This window comes from uncultured Campylobacter sp., from assembly GCF_938045625.1.
Lineage (GTDB): Bacteria > Campylobacterota > Campylobacteria > Campylobacterales > Campylobacteraceae > Campylobacter_A.
Genome location: NZ_CALIAV010000037.1, coordinates 1 through 21887 on the forward strand (window position 1 = coordinate 1; position 21887 = coordinate 21887).

The following is a 21887-nucleotide window of genomic DNA, read 5'->3' on the forward strand; positions in this document are numbered from 1 at the left end:
ATTTTTATATTTTAAATTACATTATTTGAGTTTCGAGAAAATAAAATTTGTAAATTTAGGAGGATTTTATGAAGCAGGCTTTGCTTTTAAGCAGTTCGAGTTACAAGGATACGGGCTATCTTAAGCATTGTAAAAACTGGATATACGACTTTTTAAAAGAGTGCGAGGTTTGGGACGAGCAGGTGCTTTTTATCCCGTATGCCGGAGTTCGCCGCACAAACGACGAGTACGAGCAAAAAGTCATCGACTGCCTGGAGTACAAAAATATCGCGTCCATCCATAAATTTAGCGATCCAAAACGCGCCGTAGCCGAGGCCAAAGCCATCTGCATCGGCGGCGGAAACACATTTGTGCTGCTTTACTATCTTTATAAATTTGATTTAGTCGAAGCTATCAGGCAAAGAGTGGAGGCCGGAGTGCCGTATTTTGGCTGGAGTGCGGGCGCAAACGTCGCGGGAAGCACGATGATGACGACAAACGATATGCCTATCATCATGCCAAAGAGCTTTGATTCGCTAAATATCTTCCCGCATCAGATAAATCCGCACTTTATCAGCGGCAAGATCGCAGGACACAACGGCGAAAGCAGGGAGGAGAGGCTGGAGGAGTTTTTGATAGTAAATCAAAAAAGCCTGATCTACGCGCTGCCTGAAGGCACGGCTCTAAGGATAAAGGGCGAAAACGCGGCCGTGATGGGTATGGAAAATAGCCCGGTTTTAAAAATGGCGTATCAAAAAGAAACCGAGCTTATAAAAGTCGGCGAGAGCTTTAAATTTTAGCCGTTTGGGCCCGCACTCAAATTTAACTAGCGGGCTAAAATCGGTAAAAACGTTCTTTAAAATAGTCGTTACGATTTGGCGAAATTTAACGAAAAACTCAAATTTAAGGCGCGGTTTTTTAGAGGCCCGCAAATTTTAGATAAACGCCTGTCGACGAATTTAAACGAAAAGATTAAATTTGACTCGAAACTAGCGCGCAAAACCCAAGCGGCGCAAATTTGGTCTAAATTTGAAATAAGTACAAAACACAAAATTAAAGGGGACAAAATGGCTACTGCTAAACTAATCTGTGCGGTCATAGGCTTGATCGCCGTCGTATTTTTATTGGTCAAAAAAAGAGAGACCAAAACCGTACTCATCGGCGTGGGACTCGTGCTCTGCGTCATCTGTCTAAATCCGCTCGGAGCGCTTGAGAGCTTTACGAAGTCGATGACCTCTGCGGGGCTTATCAAGGCGATTTGCGCTAGCATGGGCTTTGCTTATGTTATGAAGGTGACTAAGTGCGACCAGCACCTAGTTTTGCTGCTTACGAAGCCGATGAAAGATATCGGATTTTTTCTGATTCCGGCTACTTTCGTACTGACTTATCTTATCAATATCGCGATACCGTCGGCTGCGGGCTGCTCGGCTGCGGTCGGAGCTACGATGATACCGCTTTTGATGGCCTCTGGCGTACGTCCTGCGATGGCGGGAGCGGCGGTGTTTGCGGGAACGTTTGGCGGCGTGCTAAGCCCCGGTTCCGCGCACAACATCTTCGTAACCGACATGGTTAAAAAGACAAACGAAGCCTACACCGTCCAAGACGTCATCGGCGTACAGTTTCCAAACGCCGTAGCCGCTGGTATCGTCGTTTTGATCGTGATTAGCTTGACGGCGATTATCTTTAAAGATTATCAAAAAGGGCAGGATTTTTCGCCTAAATCTACAAGCAACGCGGGCGAAGCGACGCAGACGAAGGTAAATTTACTCTTTGCTCTAGCGCCTCTCATCCCGCTAGTTATCCTAGTCGTCGGCGGCACCGGCCTAAATAAAATCTCATGGCTAGCATGGACGAAGATGGGCGTGGCCGAGGCTATGATCCTTGGCGCTATCATCGCGGTTTTCATCACGTGGACGAGCCCGGAAAAGATCACCAAAGAGTTTTTTAACGGTATGGGTAGTGCCTACGCCGAGGTTATGGGTATCATCATCGCTGCCGGCGTTTTCGTCGCAGGTCTAAAGGCGTGCGGAGCGATCGATGCGGTCACTGAGTGGTTGAAACACTCTCAGGAGTTCGTGCGCTACGGCGGTACTTTCGTGCCGTATCTCATGGGTACGGTTACGGGCTCCGGCGACGCCGCTACTATGGCGTTTAACCAAGCTATCACCGTTCACGCCGCGGATCTGGGCTTTGCGCAGGATAAGCTAGGTATGGCCGCTGCGATCTCGGGCGCTCTAGGCCGCTCGTCGTCTCCTATCGCGGGTGCAGCGATCGTGTGTGCCGGTCTAGCTATGGTTAGCCCGGTTGAGATAGCTAAGCGAACGGCTCCGGCGATGGCGATAGCCGTGTGCGTCATAGCGTTTTTTATGCTCTAAATTTACGGAGCTAGATTTGATAAAGTCGGCGCTTTGCCGACTTTGCGTTTGCCGGGGCGATGCTTATCGTCCTGGCTCATGATTTGATTTTTGCGAGAGATTTTTATACGTGCAGCTTGCCGCTAAAATGTGACGCTAAAACGGCAAATTTTACCATCAAATTTACTGAGTCAAATTTGCCGCGCAAAGGCGGCCGTGCTATCTTTGGATAAACTCTTTATATCGGTCGCAGGCTAGCTCCGGCTCCATATCGCACGCTTTTTTGAGGTATTTTTTGGCTGCATTTGCGTCCTCTTTGACGCCTCGTCCTTGCGCGTATAGGTTGCCTAGGTTGTAGCATCCGCCGCCGTTATCCATGCCGCAGGCTTTGGCGTAAAATTCGCTAGCTTTTGCATAGTCTTGCCTGGCGCCGCGCCCGTTTGCGTAGGCAAAGTCCAAATTTGAACAACCCGCCTCATCGCCCATATCGCACGCCTTTGCGTAAAGCTGGGCGGCTTTTCTACCGTCCTGCGCTACGCCGTTGCCGTTGCCATATAAAAAGCCCAAATTTGAGCAGCCGGCGCCGTTACCTAGATTGCAAGCCTTTGAGTAGAGCTCGGCCGCCTTTTGATAATCCTGCACGGCTCCTTCCCTAGCGTTGTCGTACAAGACTCCAAGCTCGTATCAGCTTGCGCTCTTTTCGCCGTCGCACTCCTTTTGCAGCGCGTCTAGATCGGTGCCGTTTAATAAGACCGAAGCCGCAATTAGCGGTAAAAATATCTTTTTCATTAAATTTGCTCCTATTTAAAATCACTTTTTGCATTTTACGCAAAGCGAACTTAAATTCGGGCGATTCGGTCAAATTTACGGTTCAAATTTGACGTAAATTTGGGCTAGCGCTGTGAAGAGATGGGTCTCGTAAACGTAGATAAAGGTAGTAAGCGGGGGCGATTGCGACTTGCAAATTTGAGAGCGAATTCGCCCTCAAATTTGACCAAATTTATTTCTCTGCTATGATTTTTACGATCTCGCAGATGACGTTGCTGGCCGCACGTAGCGATTTTACCGGCAGGTACTCGTAGATGGAGTGAAAGTTGTGCGCGCCGGTAAAGAGATTCGGACACGGTACGCCTTTTTCCGAGATGACCGCGCCGTCGTATCCGCCTCGCATTGGGATCACTTTTGGCTCGATATTTAGGCGTGCGTAGGCCTGCTTTGCCGCGACGACGGGTAGGCTGTTTTCGCCGTCAGCTAGGTAGTTAAATACGTTTTTGTAGCGGTCTTTTAGACTGATCTGCACTCTGTGCGCGCCGTAAATTTTAGCAAACGAGTCTGCTAAATCCTGTAAAAACGCCATGCGCTGTGCGTATTTTGCCTCGTTAAATTCGCGAACGTCAAGCTTTAGCACGGTCTTTGCGCTGTTGCCCGATAGCTCCTTGACCCAGTAGTAGCCCTCGACGCCGTCCGTGTACTCGGGTGCTTCGCCGCCGGGTAGCATCGAGATAAATTTGTGCGCGAGTAGCAATGAATTTACTAGCTTACCTTTGGCATTCATCGGGTGCGCAGACTGCCCGACGAAGGTCACGACCGCGTCGCCGGCGTTCCAGTTTTGGTAAATCAGCTCGCCTATGCCGCAGCAGTCCAGACAATAGGCAAAGTCGGCCTTGATCTCCGAGACGTCAAGCGCCTTGGCTCCGCGCAGGCCTTGCTCCTCGTCGGGTAAAAAGCCAAACGTCACGTCGCCGTGCTTTATTTGCGGGTTTTGTATGAAAAACTGCGCGGCGTTTACGATGGCGGCGATCGCTGCCTTATCATCCGCGCCTAGCAGGCTGGTGCCGTCAGTGACGATGAGGTCGTCTCCGACGTAGTTGGCAAGCTCTGGAAATTCGCTAAGTTTGAGCGTTATGCCTAGCTCTTTATTTAGCGTGACGTCGCCGCCCTCGTAGCGCACGATTTGCGCTTTCGTATCGTTTTTTTGCTCCGCGCTCGTATCAAGGTGCGCGAAAAACGCCACAGAGGGCAGCTTTTTGGCGGAGTTTGACGGCAAAACGGCCGTAGTTATGGCGTTTTCTCGTCTTTTTATATTTTGCAAGCCGAGCTGCTTTAGTTCGCTTTCTATTAGCTTTGCCGGATCGTGCTCGGCCTCGTTTGAGGGCATGATGCCCGCCGCGCCCGCTTCGCGGTTTGTGGTTGTGTTGATCTTCGTGTAGCGCAAAAATCTCTCGACTATGTCCATGTTTGCTCCTAAATTTGGGATAAAATTTATGAAATTATACTATCTTTTAATTAAGCTTAAAATAAAAATTTAATTTCTTCGGACGGATTTAAAATTTAAACGGTATAATTCGCAAACCAAATTTAAAGGAGCAAAAATGCGAAATTTACGCTACGTAAGCGACTTTTCGGACTTTCATCAGGTTTTTTCGGCGACTCTGGGCAAGATGGCGACCGTGCAAAATAGATTTGCGGATATCGTCGGCAATCTCGACTGGAACGCGGATTTTGATCGCTGCGAGATAGCTTTTGGCGATCAAATTTACAAGATACAGTTTATCGGCAGCGAGTCAAACGTGAGCGACACGTGGCTGTGGGGACACACGAACGTAAATAACTTCGGCGAGGAGGCGACGCGGTTTTCGGCTGAGGTGTTGCGCACGGGGACGGAGTGGGGCTTGCAGGCTTTTAGCGAGCCTAGTTTTGAGCTGGATGAAACCTTTAACGGCCATACGCTTTGCATAGCTGCATGCGGAGCGGTGGGCGAAAATTTATGCTACTACGGCTGCAGGCACGATAAGGGCTGCGCGTTCGTGGCTATAACTGATGCGCCGACTTCGCTTTTTGAGCCTCTTAGCGCGCACGAGTTTGTTAAAACAGCAAGCGGTTGTATACAAAATCACGACGTAGATCATAAAATTTTTATCAAAAGTTTTTTGGAATTCAACGGAGTCAAATTTGATGAAAATATCGAGAAAGGTGGATTTTTTAAAAAAGCCAAAGACGAAATCGTAGCTAAATTTGATAAGGAGCTTTTGATCAAATTTGACGATAAGGGTAGGATTTCGGGGTTTAAATATGAATTTTAATTTGGGTAGTTTGAGTGAGGCGATGAGCTAAAAGCCCACCACCTTAAATTTACGAATGAAAGTGAAACTCGTCTGGGTGATCTAGCGCGTAGCGGAATTTCTCCATATCTACTTTTTTATCCCAGATCGAGATGATTAGGCAGCCTACGGCGTTGCCGCAGAGGTTTCCGACCGCGCGCATCTCGGACATAAATTTATCCACGCCAAGCAGCACCGCAACTGTAACCACCGGAATACCGGCGCTTGGAAGCGCGGCAAGCGTACCGGCAAGTATGATAAATCCGGAGCCCGTGACGCCGACGGCACCCTTGCTTGTTACCATCAAGATGACTAGAATTTGTATCAAATGCTCGATTGTTAGCGGGATACCGAAGGCTTGAGCGAGGAAAATAACGCTAAGCGATAGGTAGATGTTCGTGCAGTCGAGGTTAAACGAATATCCCGTCGGTATGATGAGTCCGACCGCACCTCTGTGGATGCCCGCGGCTTCTAGCTTTTGCATGAGCGGAGCTAGCGCGGTCTCCGAGGAGCTCGTCGCAAACACGATCAGGACTTCTTTTGCGATGAAGCGCATAAATTTAAAGATATTAACCTTCGCAAAATAGCAAATCACGCCCAAAACTACGAATATAAAAAACAAGCTCGCAATCGCCATAACGAAAAGTAACTCAAGCATACCCAAAAGCGAGTTAATGCCGAATTTACCGATCAAAAATGCCATCGCGGAAAACGCCGCAACCGGGCTAAATAGCATCAAAATCGTAAGCAGTTTTAGCACCCAGTGCTGAACGATTTCAAGCGGTTTTAGGATCTTCTTTTTATAGTCGTGCTTTAAAAACGAGATCGCAACAGCCGTAACGATTGCCAAAAATAGCACTTGAAGCGTGTTTGATTTGATAAACGGATCAAGTAGATGCACGTAAGGGAAGATACCGTCAACCGGTACAGCGCCGCGTAAAATATGAAGCGTATGCGCTAAAATTCCGCTATTTGCGTCTATATTTGAGGCTTGGCTCGTAAATTTTTCTACGCTAGAGGCATCAAGCTGTGTATAGTCAAGGTGCATATCGTGACCCGGTTTTAGCGTTTCGCCAAAGATTATTCCCACGGCAAGAGCTATGGTGCTAACGACCTCAAAGTAGATAAATCCCTTAAGTCCGATAGAGCCTAGTTCCTTCATGCTCTCAAGTCCGATGATACCTGAGACGATCGTGAGGAAAATGATCGGTCCGATGAGGGCTTTTAAAGCTTTGATAAAGTAGTCGATGCCAGGCTTGCTCGCGATGCCTAGATCGGGAAAAATCATACCGACCGCGATACCCGCGACGATGCCGAAAACCACCCAAAACGCTAGGTTGGTAAACATTCTAATAAGAAAAGGTTTTTGCGGTTTTGCCGCGTTTGAAACGCTTGGGTTCAAGAGGTGTCCTTTAAAAATTATTAAAAAGGTATTTTAACAAATAAATTTATATAAAAAGATAAAAATTGCAGCGATTTTGGTCAAATTTTACCCGCCGCCGCAAATTTCGTTAAATTTTTACAAACTCTCTAAAATTTCGATCGAGTTTATCTTGTCGCCTTGCCTGACGCTATCTAGCGTTTTTAGGCTCGGCTCGTCCACGATCTGCCCAAACACCGTATGCACGCCGTCAAGGTGCGGCTGCGCGCTGTGGCAGACGAAAAATTGACTTCCACCCGTGTCGCGACCCGCGTGCGCCATAGATAGCGCTCCGCGTTTATGCTTGTGTTTTTGACCTACGCACTCGCATTTTATGCGCCAGCCCGGCCCTCCGATGCCCGTACCGTGCGGGCAGCCGCCCTGGATCACGAAATTTGGGATCACGCGGTGGAAATTTAATCCGTCGTAAAAGCCGCTTTTGGCTAGATGAGCGAAATTCGTCACGGCTTGCGGCGCTTCGTCGCCGTAAAGCTCGAGCTTCATATCGCCTTTTTCGGTGTGGATCACGGCAAATTTGAGCTTAGCAAGCTCGGCCGCGTCGATGTCGTAGATTTTTAGTTCGTCGTTTCTCATTTTGTTCCTTAAATTTATTCGATATTTGTATAAACCGCTTGCACGTCGTCGTCGTCTTCAAGTTTATCTAGGAGCTTTTCTAGCTCGTTCATTTGCTCTTCGTCTAGGCTTACGGGCGAGTTTGCGATGTATTGTAGGCTTGCTTTTTTGGCTTCAAGCCCCAGCTTTTCGATACCTTCGCTAAGTGTGCCAAAGCTTGCGTAATCTCCGTAGATATAAAGCACGCCGTCTTCCTCCTCGATCTCGGTTAGACCGAAGTCGATGAGCTCTAGCTCGATCTCGTCAAGCTCTTTTGCCGGCATATCAAGCTCAAAAACGCTCTTTCTCGTAAACATAAAATTTAAGCTTCCGCTAGGCAAAATTTCGCCACCGTTTTTGCTAAATATCGCCTTGACGTTTGCGACCGTGCGAGTTGGGTTATCAGTAGCGCACTCGACGATGATTTGCACGCCGTGAGCGCCCTTGCCGTCGTAAAAGATGGTCTTGATATCCGCGCTATCTTTGCCGCTGGCGCGTTTTATCGCCGCGTCGATGTTGTCTTTTGGCATATTTTGCGCTTTGGCCGCTGCTATCGCGGCGCGAAGTTTCGGGTTCATATCAGGCTCGGTGCCACCCTCTTTAGCCGCCACGGTTATGGCTTTTGCGAGTTTTGGAAAAACCTTACTCATCTTGTCCCAGCGCGCTTCCTTCGCGGCGCGCCTATATTCAAACGCTCGTCCCATTTCGTTCCTTTAAAAATTTTTGCCCAATTATATCTAAAAAAATTTTGCATTTTTTTAAAAATACGAGGTTTTGAGCGTATTAGCAAAAAATTTAGCTTTAAGTCCTATAATCCTCGTATGATTTTAAATGCCCGAAAAGACGACGCCGCGCGCTGCATAGAGCTGTTAAATTTAGCCATGGAGGATATCGCTTTTACGCTTAGCGGCGTGAGCGACCCCGTTAAGAGCGATGAAATTTTGCATAAATTTTTTAGAAGCGAGATAAACCGCCTAAGCTATAACAACGTTTTTGTTTTCAAATTTGACGGCGAGATCGCGGGGGCGATTTGCGCTTACGACGGAGGAGAGATTGAGATATTGGATGAACCTATTAGGGCGCATTTGCAAACGCTCGGTTTAAGCGAATTTCCGCAGACCGAGTGCTTCGCGGATGAGCTATACATAGATAGTCTTGCCGTGGACGAGAGATTTCGCGGACGAGGTATCGCAAAAGAGCTGATCAAATTTATCTTCGCCCTCGCGCCTAAACGAAATATCAAAAAAGTAGCTCTCATCGTCGATGAAAAAAAGCCAAAAACCATGGCTTTTTACGAGCGCTTGGGCTTTGAGACCGACTGCGAAATGATAATAAATTCTCACAAATACTACCATATGATAAAGGAGATAAAATGACTAAATTTTTTAAGGTTGCTAACATCCACTGCGAAAACTGCGCAAACACCATAAAAAACGCTCTTGGTGATGAATACGGCGAGATAAAGGTCGATCTTAGCGTAGAACCAAGGGTCGTGAGCGTAAATTTAGACGGCAAGGACGAGGCGAAATTTAAAGAGGAGCTGGATGATTTGGGATTTAGCGTCATAGGGAAAATTTGATGCAAAATATCAAACTAAACATCGCGGGCATGACCTGCGTAAACTGCTCAAACGCCATCGAGCGCGTAACTAAAAAGATCGCGGGCGTGATAGATGCGAAGGTCAGCTTTGCAAACGGCTCGGGCGAGTTTATCGTCGAAAGCGCCGAAGTACAAGCCGCGATAGAGGAAAAAATAAAAAAACTAGGCTACGGCGTGGCCAAAGATTTGGCGGAATTTGAAGCCAAACGCGAGAAACATATTTTAAATTTACGCCGAAATTTCCTAGCCGCTGCAGCTTTTAGCGCGGTGATCATGGCGCTTGAGATGAGCGAGCAGCCAAGTGTGGCAAAATCAGCTATTATGCTGGCGCTTGCCTTTATTACGATAGCTACGTGCGGGCGGGACTTTTTCATCCACGCTTACGGCGCGCTGAAAAATAAAAACTTCGACATGAACGTACTTGTTGCGCTGGGAACAAGTACGGCGTTTGCGTATTCGCTGGGGGTTTTTATCGCGGGCGAGCGCCTACCTGAAAATATGCGTCACCTCTACGTCTCGGGTGCAGCCATGATAACGGCTTTCGTGCTGCTTGGTAAATTTTTAGAAGAGCGCTCAAAAGCCCGCGCGGGGGATTATATAAAATCGCTCATGGATATGTCGCCAAAGACCGCTCTTGTACTACAAAAAGACGGCAGCGCGCTGGAAGTGGATGCCGTGAGCCTAAAAATAGGCGACGTCGCGGTCGTAAAGAGTGGCTACGCGGTGCCTTGCGACGGAGTCGTGATAAACGGCGGCGCAGAGATCGATACATCAATGCTAACGGGTGAGAGCCTGCCCGTCTACAAGAAACAAGGCGACGAGGTCAATGCCGGAACGATAAATTTAAACGGCTACATCAACGTAAAGGTTACAAAGCTCGCTAATCAAACGCTTTTGTCGCAAATTTTAGAGCTTTTAAGCGACGCGTCGAGCAAAAAGATGTCTATTAGCCGCTTTGCCGACCGCGTGGCAAATATCTTCGTGCCTAGCGTGATAGCTATCGCCGTCGTTACGTTTCTTGCGTGGTTTGCACTTACTGGAAATGCGCTGCAAGGCGTGCTAAGCGCGGTTTGCGTACTGATTATCTCGTGTCCTTGCGCGCTGGGGCTTGCTACCCCGATAGCTATCGTCTCCTCGCTATCTCTAGGCGCTAAAAACGGAATCCTAATCAAAAATCCAGAAGTTTTAGAGGTGCTTGGCGGCATAAAGTACGCGATATTTGATAAAACGGGCACGCTAACTAAGGGCGAAATTTCGGTAAATTTTACCGATATAAACGATGAAAATTTAGCCAAAATCGCCGCACTAGAAGCCAAAAGCTCGCATCCGATATCGGCTGCGATCGTTAGATACGCAAATGAGCTGGGGCTTAAAATTTTAGGCGATGAAAAGGGTTTTGAAAATATCGCGGGACGCGGCGTAAAGAGCGAGGACGATAGCGTGATAGCGGGCAACGAGGCATTTTTGAGCGAGCTTAGCGTGCAGATAAGCGCGCAGGCTAAAGAGCAAATCGCCAAAGCGCAAAACGAAGGAAACGGCGTGGTGCTAGCGGCTGTGGATAAAATTTACGTAGGATTTATAGCGCTTAGCGATACGATAAAAGAGGACGCTGCGCGGGCTATGCAAAGCCTAAAAGACATAGGTATAACGCCTGTGATGCTAACCGGAGATAACGCCTTCACCGCTAAAAACGTGGCGAGCAAGCTGGGCGTCGAAAAGGTCTTTGCCGGTATGCTGCCTAATGAAAAATTTGAAACGATAAAACGCCTGCAAGAAGAGGGTGCGGTGCTATTTGTCGGCGACGGTATCAACGACTCCGTGGCGCTAAAGCAAGCAAATGTGGGTATCGCGATGAGTAGCGGTGCGGATATCGCAAAAGAAGCGGGCGACGTAGTGCTAGTAAAAAATGACCTAAAAAGCGTGGTCTCTACGATAAATTTAGCCAACGAGACGATGAAAACGGTAAAGCAAAATTTGTTTTGGGCGTTTGTTTATAACGCCGTTTGTATCCCGGTTGCGGCTGGGGTTTTGGCGCCTTTGGGGCTCATGCTAACGCCCGTTTACGGAGCTGCTGCGATGTGCTTTAGCTCGGTCACGGTCGTGTTAAATTCGATCAGATTACGATTTAAGCAAATCTAAAATTTAGCCTAAATTTTGTAAAATCCCGCAAAAAACAAAAAAGGAAAAAGGTGAATTTGGGTAAATTTTACGCTGTGATTGCAAGGATATTTGCATTAAATTTCGCTCTACCGCCGAGTGCAAAGCTTTTTAGTGAGCTAAATAAAAATCCAAAATGGATAATAACAAACGATAGCGAAGCAAACGCCAAGGGGCGCGTGCTATACGAGGAGTCGATCAAAACAGAAAGCACCCTAGAGATCGCAAAGGACTTTGCAAATTTGAAAAAATATTTTAACGCAGAGTTTTTTTTCGAGGGCGATAAGGCGCGCCTCGAAGGTTTTTATAAAAAGTGCAAATTTAGCCCAAATTTAAACGTCAGCGCGCTTGATAGCCTAACGAACGAACTTTCGTTTTTTTCCTCTGTCGTCGAGCTAAAACAAGACGAACAGACAAAGGAAATTTTAGGCGTTTTGCTAAGCTCCTATCTGCTACCGTATGCCAAAAAGCTAGCTCCCGTCCTACAAAACGAAGCGGGAAGCAAATTTTACCGCGCGATGGGGTATCTTTTCGAGGATTTTGCGAGCGGTATCGAAAATACGCTAAAAGTCAAAGTCGTACCTAGATGAGTTGGTGGAACGACTTTTATATAAATTTCGATCCGGTCGCGTTTGAGCTGTTTGGCATCAAGGTGCACTGGTACGGGATAATGTACGTCCTGGCACTGCTCGTGGCGCTTGGGATGGCTAAATTTATCGTCAAGCGCGATAATATGCAAATCTCAAATTCGCTGCTTGATAATTATTTCTTTTGGGTGGAAATCGGCGTGATACTGGGCGCGAGGCTCGGCTACATCGTCATTTATGATCCAAATACCGCTTATTATCTCACTCATCCTTGGCAGATTTTTAACCCCTTTCACAACGGTGAATTTGTAGGCATTCGCGGCATGAGCTATCACGGCGCTGTGGTCGGGTTTTTGATAGCGACGTGGGCCTTTTGCCGTAAATTTAAGCAAAATTTGTGGCAGCTTTTGGATCTCGTCGCACTTAGTATCCCGCTTGGATATTTTTTCGGTCGTATCGGAAATTTTTTAAACCAAGAGCTGTTCGGTCGTATCACGGATGTCTCATGGGCGATCAACGTCGCGGGGCAGATGCGTCATCCGTCGCAAATTTACGAAGCGGTTTTAGAAGGGCTTGCGGTTTTTGCCATCCTTTTTGTTTATAGAAAATTTAAAAAATTTGACGGCGAACTCATTGCTCTTTATGCCATACTTTATACCTTTGCCAGATTTGTTTGCGAGTTCTTTAGAGAGCCTGATTTCGGTATCGGCTTTGTATTTTTAAATTTATCTATGGGGCAAATACTATCTTTTTTAATGTTTGCATGCGGCATTTTCCTTTATATTATCTTAAATAAAAAATATACAAAGTTTTAAAAGGTTTTTAAAGTAATTTACGATACTATTATGCCGTTTTTATAGTGTCATAATTTAATTTTCTTTTAAGTTATGATAACTTATCTCAATTTTATAGGAGGGCTCATGAGTGGGCTAATCGAGGGCTTCTTAGGTAGGCAAGCGGATACGAAAAAAAGTCGTACTCCTGCCGTTTGGGACAGATGGCAAAGTATAACGGGACTGATTTTGGCCTGTTTTATTTTGTGTCACATGGTATTTACCTCTACCATTTTATTCGGCAAGGGCGCATTTAACGCCGTTGTAGGTTTTGCGGAGGCTAAATTTTTATTCGGCGAGGCCACATGGTGGATCACTAACGTTATCGCTGCGGTAATATTCGTCGTTTTTATCGCTCACGCATTTTTGGCGATGAGAAAATTCCCTGCAAACTACAGACAATACATCATGTTTAGAGGTCACAAAGACCGCATGAAGCACCTTGACACTACGCTTTGGTGGTTTCAGTTTTTGACCGGTTTTGCTCTATTTTTCGCAGCTAGCGCGCACCTAGTCGATATAATCTTCGGCGGGCACATTACTGCCGATAAATCAGTGGCCGCATTTCATCAATTAGAAATTTTCTACTTCGCTTTACTTTTATTTATGGTCGTTCACGCTAGCGTGGGAATGTACCGCCTGTACGTAAAATGGGGAAGTATCGACGGAGTAAATAAACAAGAGATGTTCGCAAAAAGAAATAAAGCCAAAACTGCGATATTTGCGGTTTTTGGAGTGCTCGCGGTCATCGCGCTGATCGCCGATTTCGTGTGGATCAGTCTTTAGGAAAAGGAGCTTTGAAAAATGAACGTAAAATATTATGACGCATTAGTTATCGGAGGCGGTCTAGCGGGTCTGCGAGCTGCCGTTGCCGCAGGAGAAAAAGGGCTAAGTACGGTAGTTTTAAGCCTAATTCCAGTTAAGCGCTCGCACTCTGCGGCTGCGCAAGGCGGTATGCAGGCCTCTTTGGGAAATTCAAAAATGAGCGAAGGCGACAACGAGGACGTACACTTTGCCGACACGGTAAAAGGTAGCGACTGGGGCTGCGATCAGCAAGTAGCACGTATGTTTTGCCAAACTGCGCCTAAGGCTATCCGCGAGCTAGCCGCTTGGGGTGTGCCTTGGACTCGTATCACAAAGGGCGAGAGAAGCGCTATCATCAACGCTCAAAAAACAACTATCGTAGAAAAAGAAGAAGTCCACGGACTCATTCACTCTCGCGACTTTGGCGGAACTAAAAAATGGAGAACATGCTTTACGGCCGACGCCACTGGTCACACTATGCTTTTTGCCGTAGCAAACGAAGCGCTAAAACATAACGTCGAAATCCACGATAGAAAAGAAGCTATCGCATTAATCCACGCAAATAACCGCTGTTACGGCGCGATCGTTCGCGATCTAGTAAATGGTGAGATCACGGCATACGTCGCAAAAGGCACGCTGATCGCTACGGGCGGCTACGGTAGGGTTTATAAACACACCACAAACGCCGTAGTTTGCGAGGGTATCGGTGCAGCTATCGCTCTTGAAACGGGTGTTGCGCAACTAGGAAATATGGAAGCGGTGCAGTTTCACCCGACTCCGATCGTTCCATCCGGCATTCTTTTAACAGAAGGCTGCCGCGGTGACGGCGGAATTTTACGCGACGTGGACGGATATCGTTTTATGCCTGACTACGAGCCTGAGAAGAAAGAACTAGCTAGCCGTGACGTCGTAAGCCGCCGCATCATGGAGCATATCCGTGCTGGCAAAGGCGTGCCTAGCCCATACGGCTATCACGTTTGGCTAGATATCTCTATCCTAGGACGCGAGCATATCGAGAAAAACTTGCGCGACGTTCAAGAAATTTGCGAAATCTTTAACGGCATCGATCCTGCCGACACCGAAGTATATACCGACGAGAACGGACGCCAACGTGGCAAAGGTTGGGCGCCGATCCTGCCTATGCAGCACTACTCAATGGGCGGCATAAAAACTAAGCCTACAGGCGAGAGTCCGACGCTAGCTGGTCTATTTAGCGCCGGTGAGGCTGCGTGCTGGGATATGCACGGATTTAACCGTCTAGGTGGCAACTCTGTTTCGGAAACGGTCGTTGCGGGCATGATCGTGGGCGATTATTTTGCCGACTACTGCGGTAGTCATGAGATCGAGATAAATACCGCTGATATCGAAAAATTCGTTAAAAAAGAGGAAGACTATCTAAAAAGCCTAGTTGAAAAAGATGGCAAATTTAACGTATTTGAGATCAAAAATAAGATGAAAGACATCATGTGGGAGCACGTGGCGATCTTTAGAACGGGCGAAGGTCTAGCTGTAGCAGTAAAAGAGCTTGAAGAGCTTTATAAGCAATCTTTGGACGTCAAAGTCGCAAACAAAGCACTATTTGGCAACCCTGAGCTTGAGGAGGCCTACCGCGTACCAAAGATGCTAAAACTGGCCCTTTGTATCGCAAAAGGTGCGCTTGATCGCACCGAGAGCCGCGGAGCGCACTGCCGCGAGGACTATCCGAAACGCGACGACCTAAACTGGCTAAATAGAACTCTAACTAGCTGGAAAGAAGGCGATACGCTACCAACTATCGTGTATGAGCCGCTTGATATTATGAAAATGGAAATTCCGCCGGCATTCCGTGGATACGGAGCTAAGGGTAACATCATCGAGCACCCGGATAGCGCCGTACGTCAAGCGCAGGTTGATGAGATCCGCGCCAAAATGGAAGCCGAAGGCAAAGGCAGATATGAGATCCAAGAAGCGCTAATGCACTATGATCTTCAGCCTAAATATAAAGCACCAAACGAAAGAGCAGGAATAGGATATGAGTAGAAAAATAACCATAAAAGCATTTAAATATAATCCGTTGAGCAAAATTTCAAAGCCGCATTTTGCGAGCTATGAACTAGAGGAAACAGACGGTATGACGCTTTTTATAGCGTTAAATCAAATTCGCGAGAAATTTGACCCGGATCTTAGCTTTGACTTCGTTTGCCGCGCCGGTATCTGCGGAAGCTGCGGTATGCTAGTTAACGGTACGCCAAAGCTAGCTTGCCGTACGCTAACCAAAGATTATCCAAACGGCGTGATTGAGCTTATGCCTTTGCCGGTATTTAAGCTATTAAAAGATCTAAGTGTAGATACGGGCAACTGGATGAACGCGATGAGTAAGCGCGTGGAGAGCTGGATACACACTGACCACGAGACCGATATCTCTAAGCTTGAGGAGAAAGTCGAACCTGAAGTCGCGCAAGAGGTATTTGAGCTTGACCGCTGCATCGAGTGCGGTATCTGCGTAGCTGCGTGCGGTACGGCTATTATGAGGCCTGATTTCATCGGTGCGGTCGGACTTAACCGCGTAGCCAGATTTAAAATCGACGCACTCGATAAACGAACCGATGAGGACTTTTATGAGCTTATCGGCGATGATGACGGCGTGTTTGGCTGTATGACTTTGCTAGGCTGTGAGGATAACTGCCCTAAACACCTCCCACTACAAAGCAGGATCGCATATATGCGCAGAAAGATGGCTGTAATAAAGTAGCCAAGGGGTCGTGAGACCCCTTTTTAAATTTAACTTCAAATTTTACTTTTATTTCTATTTTACTTCTCTCAAATTTTTATTGTCAAATTTGTTTTTTAATTTGGTTAAATTTGTTCAAATTTGATGATCTACGTCGTATGCGATTTTTGAAAAACATGGATATATAAAAACGTCAAATTTTGCTTTAATAAAAATTTGATTTGATGGTACATCTTTGGTCTGATCGAGCTTATTCTTTTTTATTTTTAGAAGTATGACAAGTTAAAAATGTCTTTAAATTTGTGTTTTAGTAGATTTTGAAATCTTGTAAAAATGACACTTGGTGGAAGCGAGGTTGTTCGATATTTGGCTTTAAATATCGTTTTTATCGTATTTTGTTAAAAAATAAAGCCAATTTTTACACACTTAAAAACACATTCACGGCACTTTATGAGGCTACTAAAAAGTTTAAGCTAATCGGCGGTAAAAAATCAGTAATGAAAAGTTTAGTTTTCAATACAAAAACGCAGGTATGCCCTAAAATAGGCACTTTGTGATTTAAGCATTCGCCGTTTTTAAGTTTCAAACGCTTAAACGGCTAAATTTTCTTAAGAATTGAGATGTTTCACGGCTTTTTTGGCTCGAAACTTAATTAAGCTTCGTTTGTGAAACAAAAGCCGTTTTTATTCGTTTCACGCTTGCCACTTATTCGCGCCGTAAATGCCCAAAACATAAATAGCGTCATCCTCTATCGCGTAAGGTATCACGTAGCTTTTAAAAATAAGGTCTCTAACGCGCTCATCGTCAAAGCTTGCGGACTTGCGATACATAAGAGGGCTGTCGCTTATCGTTTGTAGTTTTGCGATTAGCTTGTCTCTAAAATCGCGCGCTCTGTTTGGGCTATCCTTTGCGATAAAGTCAAACACTGCCTTTAGCTCGCGGTTAAAGCGTGCCGTGCGTCTAATTACCATTTTTCCATCTCGGCTTTTAACGTCTCTAGCGGATACGTCTCAAGCTCGCCGCGCCTGATAGCTTCAATGTCGGCTTTGTAATCGGCTATCCTTTGCTCCATTGTCTTGCCGTCGTCGTAGATTGGATAATCCTCGCCTTGCTCCAGCATCTCAAAGCTTTTATTAGCGCTACTTGCCAAAATCTTGCCTATCGCGACAAGCTGGTTTATTATGGTTTCGTCTGCTCGTATGGTTAGAGTTTGCATATCCTAGCCTTTGTTTTAAAATCCACCACTATTTTAACCGCTTAGGGCTTAGGGTTTGTTAAAGCGGTCATTATCGCGGTCATTCCCGTAGCCGTTAAACTGTTTTGTGCCGATGATAGCGATATTTACTTATCGGCTAGGCGGTCATTTTTTGCGCTCAAAAACGTGCTCAATTTTTCCGCCTAGTTTGGGATTGCTTCGATAAAATCGGGCTTTATTCGTCCGCCCTGCGCTCATTTGTCGCCGTTAAATTTTAGGTTTCATTATCGCGGGTTAATCTCGCCCTTAACGGTGCTTGGGGTTTCATTTTGCCGCGCTTGACTTGCTATTTATCACTTGACTTTATTCTCACTTGACTTTATTATTTTTGTAAAAACCCGGCGCGCAAAAAATGAAATGCACCCGACCGATGTTTCGCCGTCTCGGTCGTAGAGATTTGACCAGCCCCTGCGGCTTGACTACTTTACGTGCTACGGACAAATAGGGCGGAGGTGTCCTGCCCTAAGCTCCATAAAATTACTATGCCTTAGCGTTCATTTTAGCGTTCGTTTTGTTTTTGCCATATCGTCTTGGGCTTGATATTGTCGCGCTTTGCTTTGCTTATGGCTGTTCGTTTTAGCGTTCATTTCATCGGCGCATTTTGAGCAGATAAAATAGACTTATTCAAGAGGGCGATTAGGCCCCCCTTTGATAAACCTATGCGCCTTTTAGATCGCTATGCCAAACGTATTGACCTTTTGGCGTGATTTGCTCTTGTAGCCTGTCGTTTAGCTCGCAAAGATACTTTACGCGCTCCTCTAGCTTTTCGCACTCTTTGGCATAATAATTAAAAAGGCGGTATGCTTGTAAGCCCGTTTCAAATAAGGCGTCTGCTATTCCCTTTGCCTCTCTCTTTGCTACCTCTGCTTTAAACGCTTCGCGCGCCTTGTCGCCTCTTGTTCTGCTTAGATTACTCATTGTCTGCGCCCCTTTCGTTTAGTTCGTCGTTAATCTCGATTAGCTCTTTTATCCTACTATGTAGCCTTTTGTTCTCGCTTTTTAGTATCATCTTGTCGGCTAGCAAATTTAAGCGCGCATTCTCGCTTTCTTTTAGCTGTCTTAGCGCGTAAATGTTACTACAATAGACTAAATAGCCCACGTTGTAGATTATTTGCTCGCTTACCTCATCGCTGCCGCCGTTATTTTGTCTGATAAGGGCGTTAAAGCCCTCTTTGGTAGTCGGTCTGTCCGGGTTGGCTAGTATTAGCATTTCTTTGCTCCTTTCATTTTCTCGTCAATGTAGCCTTGGGTAGCTATTGCAGCTCCGCCTATTAGCGTCGATAGAAAATAATTTACGTTCTGCTCCGCTTTCTCGTTTGTTCCTACGGCTTTCTGATAATGCGGCAAAGCCTCTACGAGGTATGCTATTGCGCAAAGCGCATCGGGTAATTCATTCTCTACGTCGAATGCATCGTCAAAACTTAGTGTCATTTGGGCTCCTTTAAAGTATTAATTTGTTTTTTATGTTTTTTAAACATTTTTATCGCGTTAATTTGCGTAATCATAACATTTTTAGTTTTAATTGTCAATAGTTTAATAAACTTTTTAGGCGTGTTTTTGTAAAATGCACACATAAAACATTTATGAAAAGGTAAAAAATGCAATATGATACTTTTGAGGCTATGCTTGGTGCGGTCAATCTCTCTAAAAAAGAGTTTGCGGAGCTTGTTAAAATGAATTACACTAGCGTTACGAATTGGAAGCAATCCGATAACGTGCCCGAATGGGTCGAGAGCTGGCTCATCAATTACGATAAAGCGCGCAAATTCGATAACGCCGTGGGCTTGGTTAATAATCTTGTCGATATTGTTAAAAAGTAGCTACCGGTATTTAATTCCCCCAGCTACGATCACGGCCCATAACTTCGATTTATTCAGGCTTTGCGGTCTATTTACGCCTAAAAATGCCGTATTCTGATCTCAACGCTTGGCGAAAAAATGCGTTTAGCTACCTACGTTGAATGTACCTAGCTTTTAGCCTTGATTATCTCTCGTCTAGCTCTATGACTTTAATTCATACAGCTTGTAGGGTTTTCCCTTTTTTTGTGGTAAACCTCTCACGCCTAGCTTCAACGGGTCAAATATTTGGCTTGTAGGTTTTCCTCTTTTTTGCGGATAACCTTTTTTCAGATTTTCTTGAATAAATGCGTTTCTCTTTTTTGAGAAATCCAAAGGATATGAGTTTAATGCCACCCCCTTTAAAATCAGGAGGGGCGTCGGTAGCGGCTACGCCCTTTTACTTTGCGCCTATGGGCTAAATTTGACTTAGGGCATAAGTTCGTCTATGACCTAGATTAAATCTACCTCATCGCTTTGGTTTTGCGTTCCATTTTTTTGTGGAATGACGATTTTAAGACTGCTCGCTAGTAAATGCAAAATAAAGCCCTCTGTTTGATTTTAACTCTTTTTGATGTCTTTTATGTCCTGGAGGCTCTTTTTTGAGCGTAGCCCCCTTATTTTTATTCTATGGGTTATTATGTTAATTTACTCTCTTTGCTATTAGATTATCGCTCGCTTGTTTCACTCGCTCGCTACTTTAAGGGAAAGAGGCAAGATTTATCAAAAAGGCGGGATTTTTGAGGGATAAAAAGTAAATGATACCCTACCTACTAAGGGAGTCTGAAACTTAAATTGCGTTTTTTACTCTCTGCGTAAGTGTGAGCTAGCTCCGTGTGCGTGCTAGTTTGCGCTTTGTCTGACTTCTAGAAATTTTATTTTAGCCGCCTTGCATTTTGATAACGAGTGACAACGAAAAGCGATACACGTTTTAGAGTTTCTTAAAGTAAATGAAACGGACAAAAAACGGCTTAAGGTTCGGGTGCGGTTTTGGGTAAATTCGGGTTGATTTGCGGGCGATGAGGTTACGGGCGTTACAATGTAACGTTACGGCTTTATTTGATACTCTCTTGCTATCATAAGTTATCATTTAAGATTATTTTTGCTTGACTTGTTTAAAAATGGGCTGTATAATTACGGCGAAATTCGAGGGCGCACTTATCGCGCCCACTTCACTTACACAAAGAAATTCACCGAGGGTACTTTAAAGCCCTACTTGTAAATATTCCCTTATCTCACTATCCAAACAATCTAAAACATCATCAATAAAGGTCTCTAGCATATCAGGCATAACCCCCGCTATCTTATCGTTTAGCCTTGTCGATATTCTCGGCGCGCCGTATTCATTTAGTTTGTAAAGGTTTTCAAAGTGAAAAGCGCGGTTTCTTATCGTGAGTATAAGAGAATAACAAATTTTAACTTTTTGAAAATTAGGCATTGAGCTTTTACCGTGCTTATTAAATTTTGAATATTTACGAAAATCAATTGCCGACAAATCCACCAGTTTATTATGTAGCTTCATCACGTTTATTAATGTAACCCAGTAGCCCAAAGTTTGGCGCGAGATAAACGTGTCGTCGTCGATACTTAGCAGGCGCGCAGTCTTATTGCGCGTGATAATCTCGACAATGCCCAGCTTGGGGGCTAATCTTTGCATAAGTAAAAAATTATCCCTGTGTTTTGCTTCACTCTCATAATCTTTTAATCTTTTTTCTGAAAATAAACCTATCAAGTCCATATTAGCCCTTTTGAAATTTACCGCGCTATTTTACGTAAAACGGGCTTAATAATAGTTTCATAAGCTATCAGCGGTTATCACGCCCTTAGCTCTCTTTTGTTATTCTTTGCCTTGTATGCGAGCTTTGCCGGCTGCGCTTTAATCGCTAGGTCGATTATTTGCGAAAAATCGCGCACGGCTTGGCGTAATTGTAGCTCCAAGCGTTCGGCTCTAGGCAGTAACGCGGGCTTATTTAAATCGATTATCGGGGCGGTAGCTTCGGCGCGATACAAGGGCAAATTTAGATTATTCTTTTTGGCTTTGTCGTAGAAATAGACGCGCTCTAGTGCCGTAAGCCCCGTTTTTAGATACGTCGTATCGCCTATTTGGGTTATCTCGAATGCGTCCAGATTAAACGGCTCGGGGCGGTCGAAACATAAATCGACGCTAGAAACGTTATTAACCGCGCCTAAAAGCTCTGCTACGAGGTCAAAGGGCGGGGCGGGCTTATGATATTGCTTTAACCCGTAAAACTCAATCACGGCGCGCTGTCGGCACTCGTTCGGGGCTTTTGTAGTGGCGTAAAATATGCTTAGATTTTCGAGTTCGTAAAGCTCGGTTATTTTTAGCCCTCGAAACTCGTAACGATTGGATATTTTTATCTCTTTGGTATCTTGCATTTTTCGCCATTTCAGCCCGTGGGCTTTAGCTATGCTTTTAAGTAGCTCTATTTTGGTGTAGTGCTTGCGCGTTACTCTGTTTTTTAGGAAACTCGCGCGTACGGTGTCTATGGCTATGCTAGGCGTTTCAGCTAGTATTTGGGTAATTTGAGGTAATATTTCCACGTTTTAACATCCAAAAGGGGCGGATCGCTTGACACTAACCGCCCCCTAGAAATCTTTAAAATTAACCCTCTGCTAATTG

The 21887-nt window shown here is 45.5% G+C and carries 24 protein-coding genes and 1 pseudogene; 12 read left to right on the top strand and 13 right to left on the bottom strand.

Translation table 11 applies throughout. The annotated features are described in order from the left end of the window. Positions 1–68 precede the first annotated feature (68 nt). Complete coding sequence (pepE, locus tag Q0386_RS03350; protein WP_299027085.1) at positions 69–779, top strand: dipeptidase PepE; 711 nt, start codon at positions 69–71, stop codon at positions 777–779. Positions 780–1046: 267 nt separating this feature from the next. After that, positions 1047–2354 carry a C4-dicarboxylate transporter DcuC gene (gene dcuC / locus Q0386_RS03355; protein WP_298058773.1) on the top strand — a complete coding sequence of 436 codons (1308 nt, stop codon included), beginning with the start codon at positions 1047–1049 and terminating at the stop codon, positions 2352–2354. Between the two features lie 198 nt (positions 2355–2552). Here the strand turns inward: dcuC and Q0386_RS10185 are convergent, their stop codons facing one another. The 3 genes and pseudogenes from Q0386_RS10185 to pepT form a co-directional block, all read right to left on the bottom strand. Beyond that, on the bottom strand, positions 2553–2819 hold the full coding sequence (locus Q0386_RS10185) for a tetratricopeptide repeat protein (RefSeq protein ID WP_367272388.1): 267 nt from the start codon (positions 2817–2819) through the stop codon (positions 2553–2555). A gap of 3 nt (positions 2820–2822) precedes the next feature. Then, a pseudogene (locus Q0386_RS03365) lies at positions 2823–3005 on the bottom strand (sel1 repeat family protein); the annotation flags it as partial. Positions 3006–3333: 328 nt separating this feature from the next. Continuing rightward, positions 3334–4569, bottom strand: coding sequence for a peptidase T (gene pepT / locus Q0386_RS03370; RefSeq protein WP_299027089.1), 1236 nt, complete (start codon positions 4567–4569; stop codon positions 3334–3336). Positions 4570–4705: 136 nt separating this feature from the next. Between pepT and Q0386_RS03375 the strand changes: the two genes are divergently transcribed. Continuing rightward, a complete protein-coding gene (locus Q0386_RS03375) occupies positions 4706–5416 on the top strand; it encodes a DUF6882 domain-containing protein (RefSeq protein WP_299027092.1) in 711 nt (236 codons plus the stop codon). Positions 5417–5465: 49 nt separating this feature from the next. On the opposite strand, the gene Q0386_RS03380 is transcribed toward Q0386_RS03375, so the two are convergent. From Q0386_RS03380 to Q0386_RS03390, 3 genes are all read right to left on the bottom strand, one after another. Then, entirely contained in the window at positions 5466–6836 is a 1371-nt protein-coding gene (locus tag Q0386_RS03380) for a cation:dicarboxylase symporter family transporter (RefSeq protein ID WP_299027095.1), read from the bottom strand. Between the two features lie 117 nt (positions 6837–6953). Next, on the bottom strand, positions 6954–7448 hold the full coding sequence (locus Q0386_RS03385; protein ID WP_122873518.1) for a peptidylprolyl isomerase: 495 nt from the start codon (positions 7446–7448) through the stop codon (positions 6954–6956). 14 nt (positions 7449–7462) lie between these two features. Next, positions 7463–8170: a YebC/PmpR family DNA-binding transcriptional regulator gene (locus Q0386_RS03390; RefSeq protein ID WP_002953058.1), complete on the bottom strand. Its 708-nt coding sequence runs from the start codon at positions 8168–8170 to the stop codon at positions 7463–7465. A 117-nt stretch (positions 8171–8287) separates the two neighbouring features. Between Q0386_RS03390 and Q0386_RS03395 the strand changes: the two genes are divergently transcribed. The 8 genes from Q0386_RS03395 (at position 8288) to Q0386_RS03430 (ending at position 16177) form a co-directional block, all read left to right on the top strand. Continuing rightward, a complete protein-coding gene (locus Q0386_RS03395) occupies positions 8288–8842 on the top strand; it encodes a GNAT family N-acetyltransferase (RefSeq protein WP_299027103.1) in 555 nt (184 codons plus the stop codon). Continuing rightward, entirely contained in the window at positions 8839–9045 is a 207-nt protein-coding gene (locus Q0386_RS03400) for a heavy-metal-associated domain-containing protein (protein ID WP_299027106.1), read from the top strand. The genes Q0386_RS03395 and Q0386_RS03400 overlap by 4 nt, the downstream gene beginning before the upstream one ends. Next, on the top strand, positions 9045–11204 hold the full coding sequence (locus tag Q0386_RS03405; RefSeq protein ID WP_299027111.1) for a cation-translocating P-type ATPase: 2160 nt from the start codon (positions 9045–9047) through the stop codon (positions 11202–11204). The genes Q0386_RS03400 and Q0386_RS03405 overlap by 1 nt, the downstream gene beginning before the upstream one ends. 50 nt (positions 11205–11254) lie before the next feature. Beyond that, on the top strand, positions 11255–11812 hold the full coding sequence (locus Q0386_RS03410; protein WP_299027113.1) for a hypothetical protein: 558 nt from the start codon (positions 11255–11257) through the stop codon (positions 11810–11812). Next, entirely contained in the window at positions 11809–12624 is an 816-nt protein-coding gene (gene lgt, locus Q0386_RS03415; RefSeq protein WP_122866351.1) for a prolipoprotein diacylglyceryl transferase, read from the top strand. Before Q0386_RS03410 ends, lgt begins: the two co-directional genes overlap by 4 nt. Positions 12625–12729: 105 nt before the next feature. Beyond that, a complete protein-coding gene (locus tag Q0386_RS03420; RefSeq protein ID WP_299027123.1) occupies positions 12730–13428 on the top strand; it encodes a fumarate reductase cytochrome b subunit in 699 nt (232 codons plus the stop codon). Positions 13429–13446: 18 nt separating this feature from the next. After that, positions 13447–15465 (top strand): fumarate reductase flavoprotein subunit, encoded by a 2019-nt coding sequence (locus tag Q0386_RS03425; protein ID WP_299027125.1) that lies wholly within the window; start codon positions 13447–13449, stop codon positions 15463–15465. Further along, positions 15458–16177, top strand: coding sequence for a fumarate reductase iron-sulfur subunit (locus Q0386_RS03430; RefSeq protein ID WP_297936866.1), 720 nt, complete (start codon positions 15458–15460; stop codon positions 16175–16177). The genes Q0386_RS03425 and Q0386_RS03430 overlap by 8 nt, the downstream gene beginning before the upstream one ends. Positions 16178–16848: 671 nt before the next feature. Here the strand turns inward: Q0386_RS03430 and Q0386_RS03435 are convergent. From Q0386_RS03435 to Q0386_RS03455, 5 genes are all read right to left on the bottom strand, one after another. Continuing rightward, the gene (locus Q0386_RS03435; RefSeq protein WP_299027127.1) at positions 16849–17127 is read right to left on the bottom strand and encodes a type II toxin-antitoxin system RelE/ParE family toxin; all 279 of its coding nucleotides are present in this window, start codon (positions 17125–17127) and stop codon (positions 16849–16851) included. Continuing rightward, complete coding sequence (locus Q0386_RS03440; RefSeq protein WP_299027129.1) at positions 17121–17372, bottom strand: hypothetical protein; 252 nt, start codon at positions 17370–17372, stop codon at positions 17121–17123. The genes Q0386_RS03435 and Q0386_RS03440 overlap by 7 nt, the downstream gene beginning before the upstream one ends. Before the next feature lie 696 nt (positions 17373–18068). Next, positions 18069–18329 (bottom strand): hypothetical protein, encoded by a 261-nt coding sequence (locus tag Q0386_RS03445; protein ID WP_299027131.1) that lies wholly within the window; start codon positions 18327–18329, stop codon positions 18069–18071. Beyond that, positions 18322–18621: a hypothetical protein gene (locus tag Q0386_RS03450; RefSeq protein WP_299027134.1), complete on the bottom strand. Its 300-nt coding sequence runs from the start codon at positions 18619–18621 to the stop codon at positions 18322–18324. Before Q0386_RS03450 ends, Q0386_RS03445 begins: the two co-directional genes overlap by 8 nt. Then, positions 18615–18842: a hypothetical protein gene (locus tag Q0386_RS03455; protein WP_299027137.1), complete on the bottom strand. Its 228-nt coding sequence runs from the start codon at positions 18840–18842 to the stop codon at positions 18615–18617. Before Q0386_RS03455 ends, Q0386_RS03450 begins: the two co-directional genes overlap by 7 nt. Positions 18843–19009: 167 nt before the next feature. On the opposite strand from Q0386_RS03455, the gene Q0386_RS03460 reads away from it, so the two are divergent. After that, positions 19010–19231 carry a hypothetical protein gene (locus Q0386_RS03460; RefSeq protein ID WP_299027139.1) on the top strand — a complete coding sequence of 74 codons (222 nt, stop codon included), beginning with the start codon at positions 19010–19012 and terminating at the stop codon, positions 19229–19231. A gap of 1219 nt (positions 19232–20450) precedes the next feature. Here the strand turns inward: Q0386_RS03460 and Q0386_RS03465 are convergent. Then, positions 20451–20984 carry an ATPase gene (locus Q0386_RS03465; protein WP_299027142.1) on the bottom strand — a complete coding sequence of 178 codons (534 nt, stop codon included), beginning with the start codon at positions 20982–20984 and terminating at the stop codon, positions 20451–20453. 77 nt (positions 20985–21061) lie between these two features. Continuing rightward, positions 21062–21808, bottom strand: a complete 747-nt coding sequence (locus tag Q0386_RS03470) for an aspartate carbamoyltransferase (protein WP_299027144.1) — start codon at positions 21806–21808, stop codon at positions 21062–21064. Positions 21809–21887: the final 79 nt, after the last annotated feature.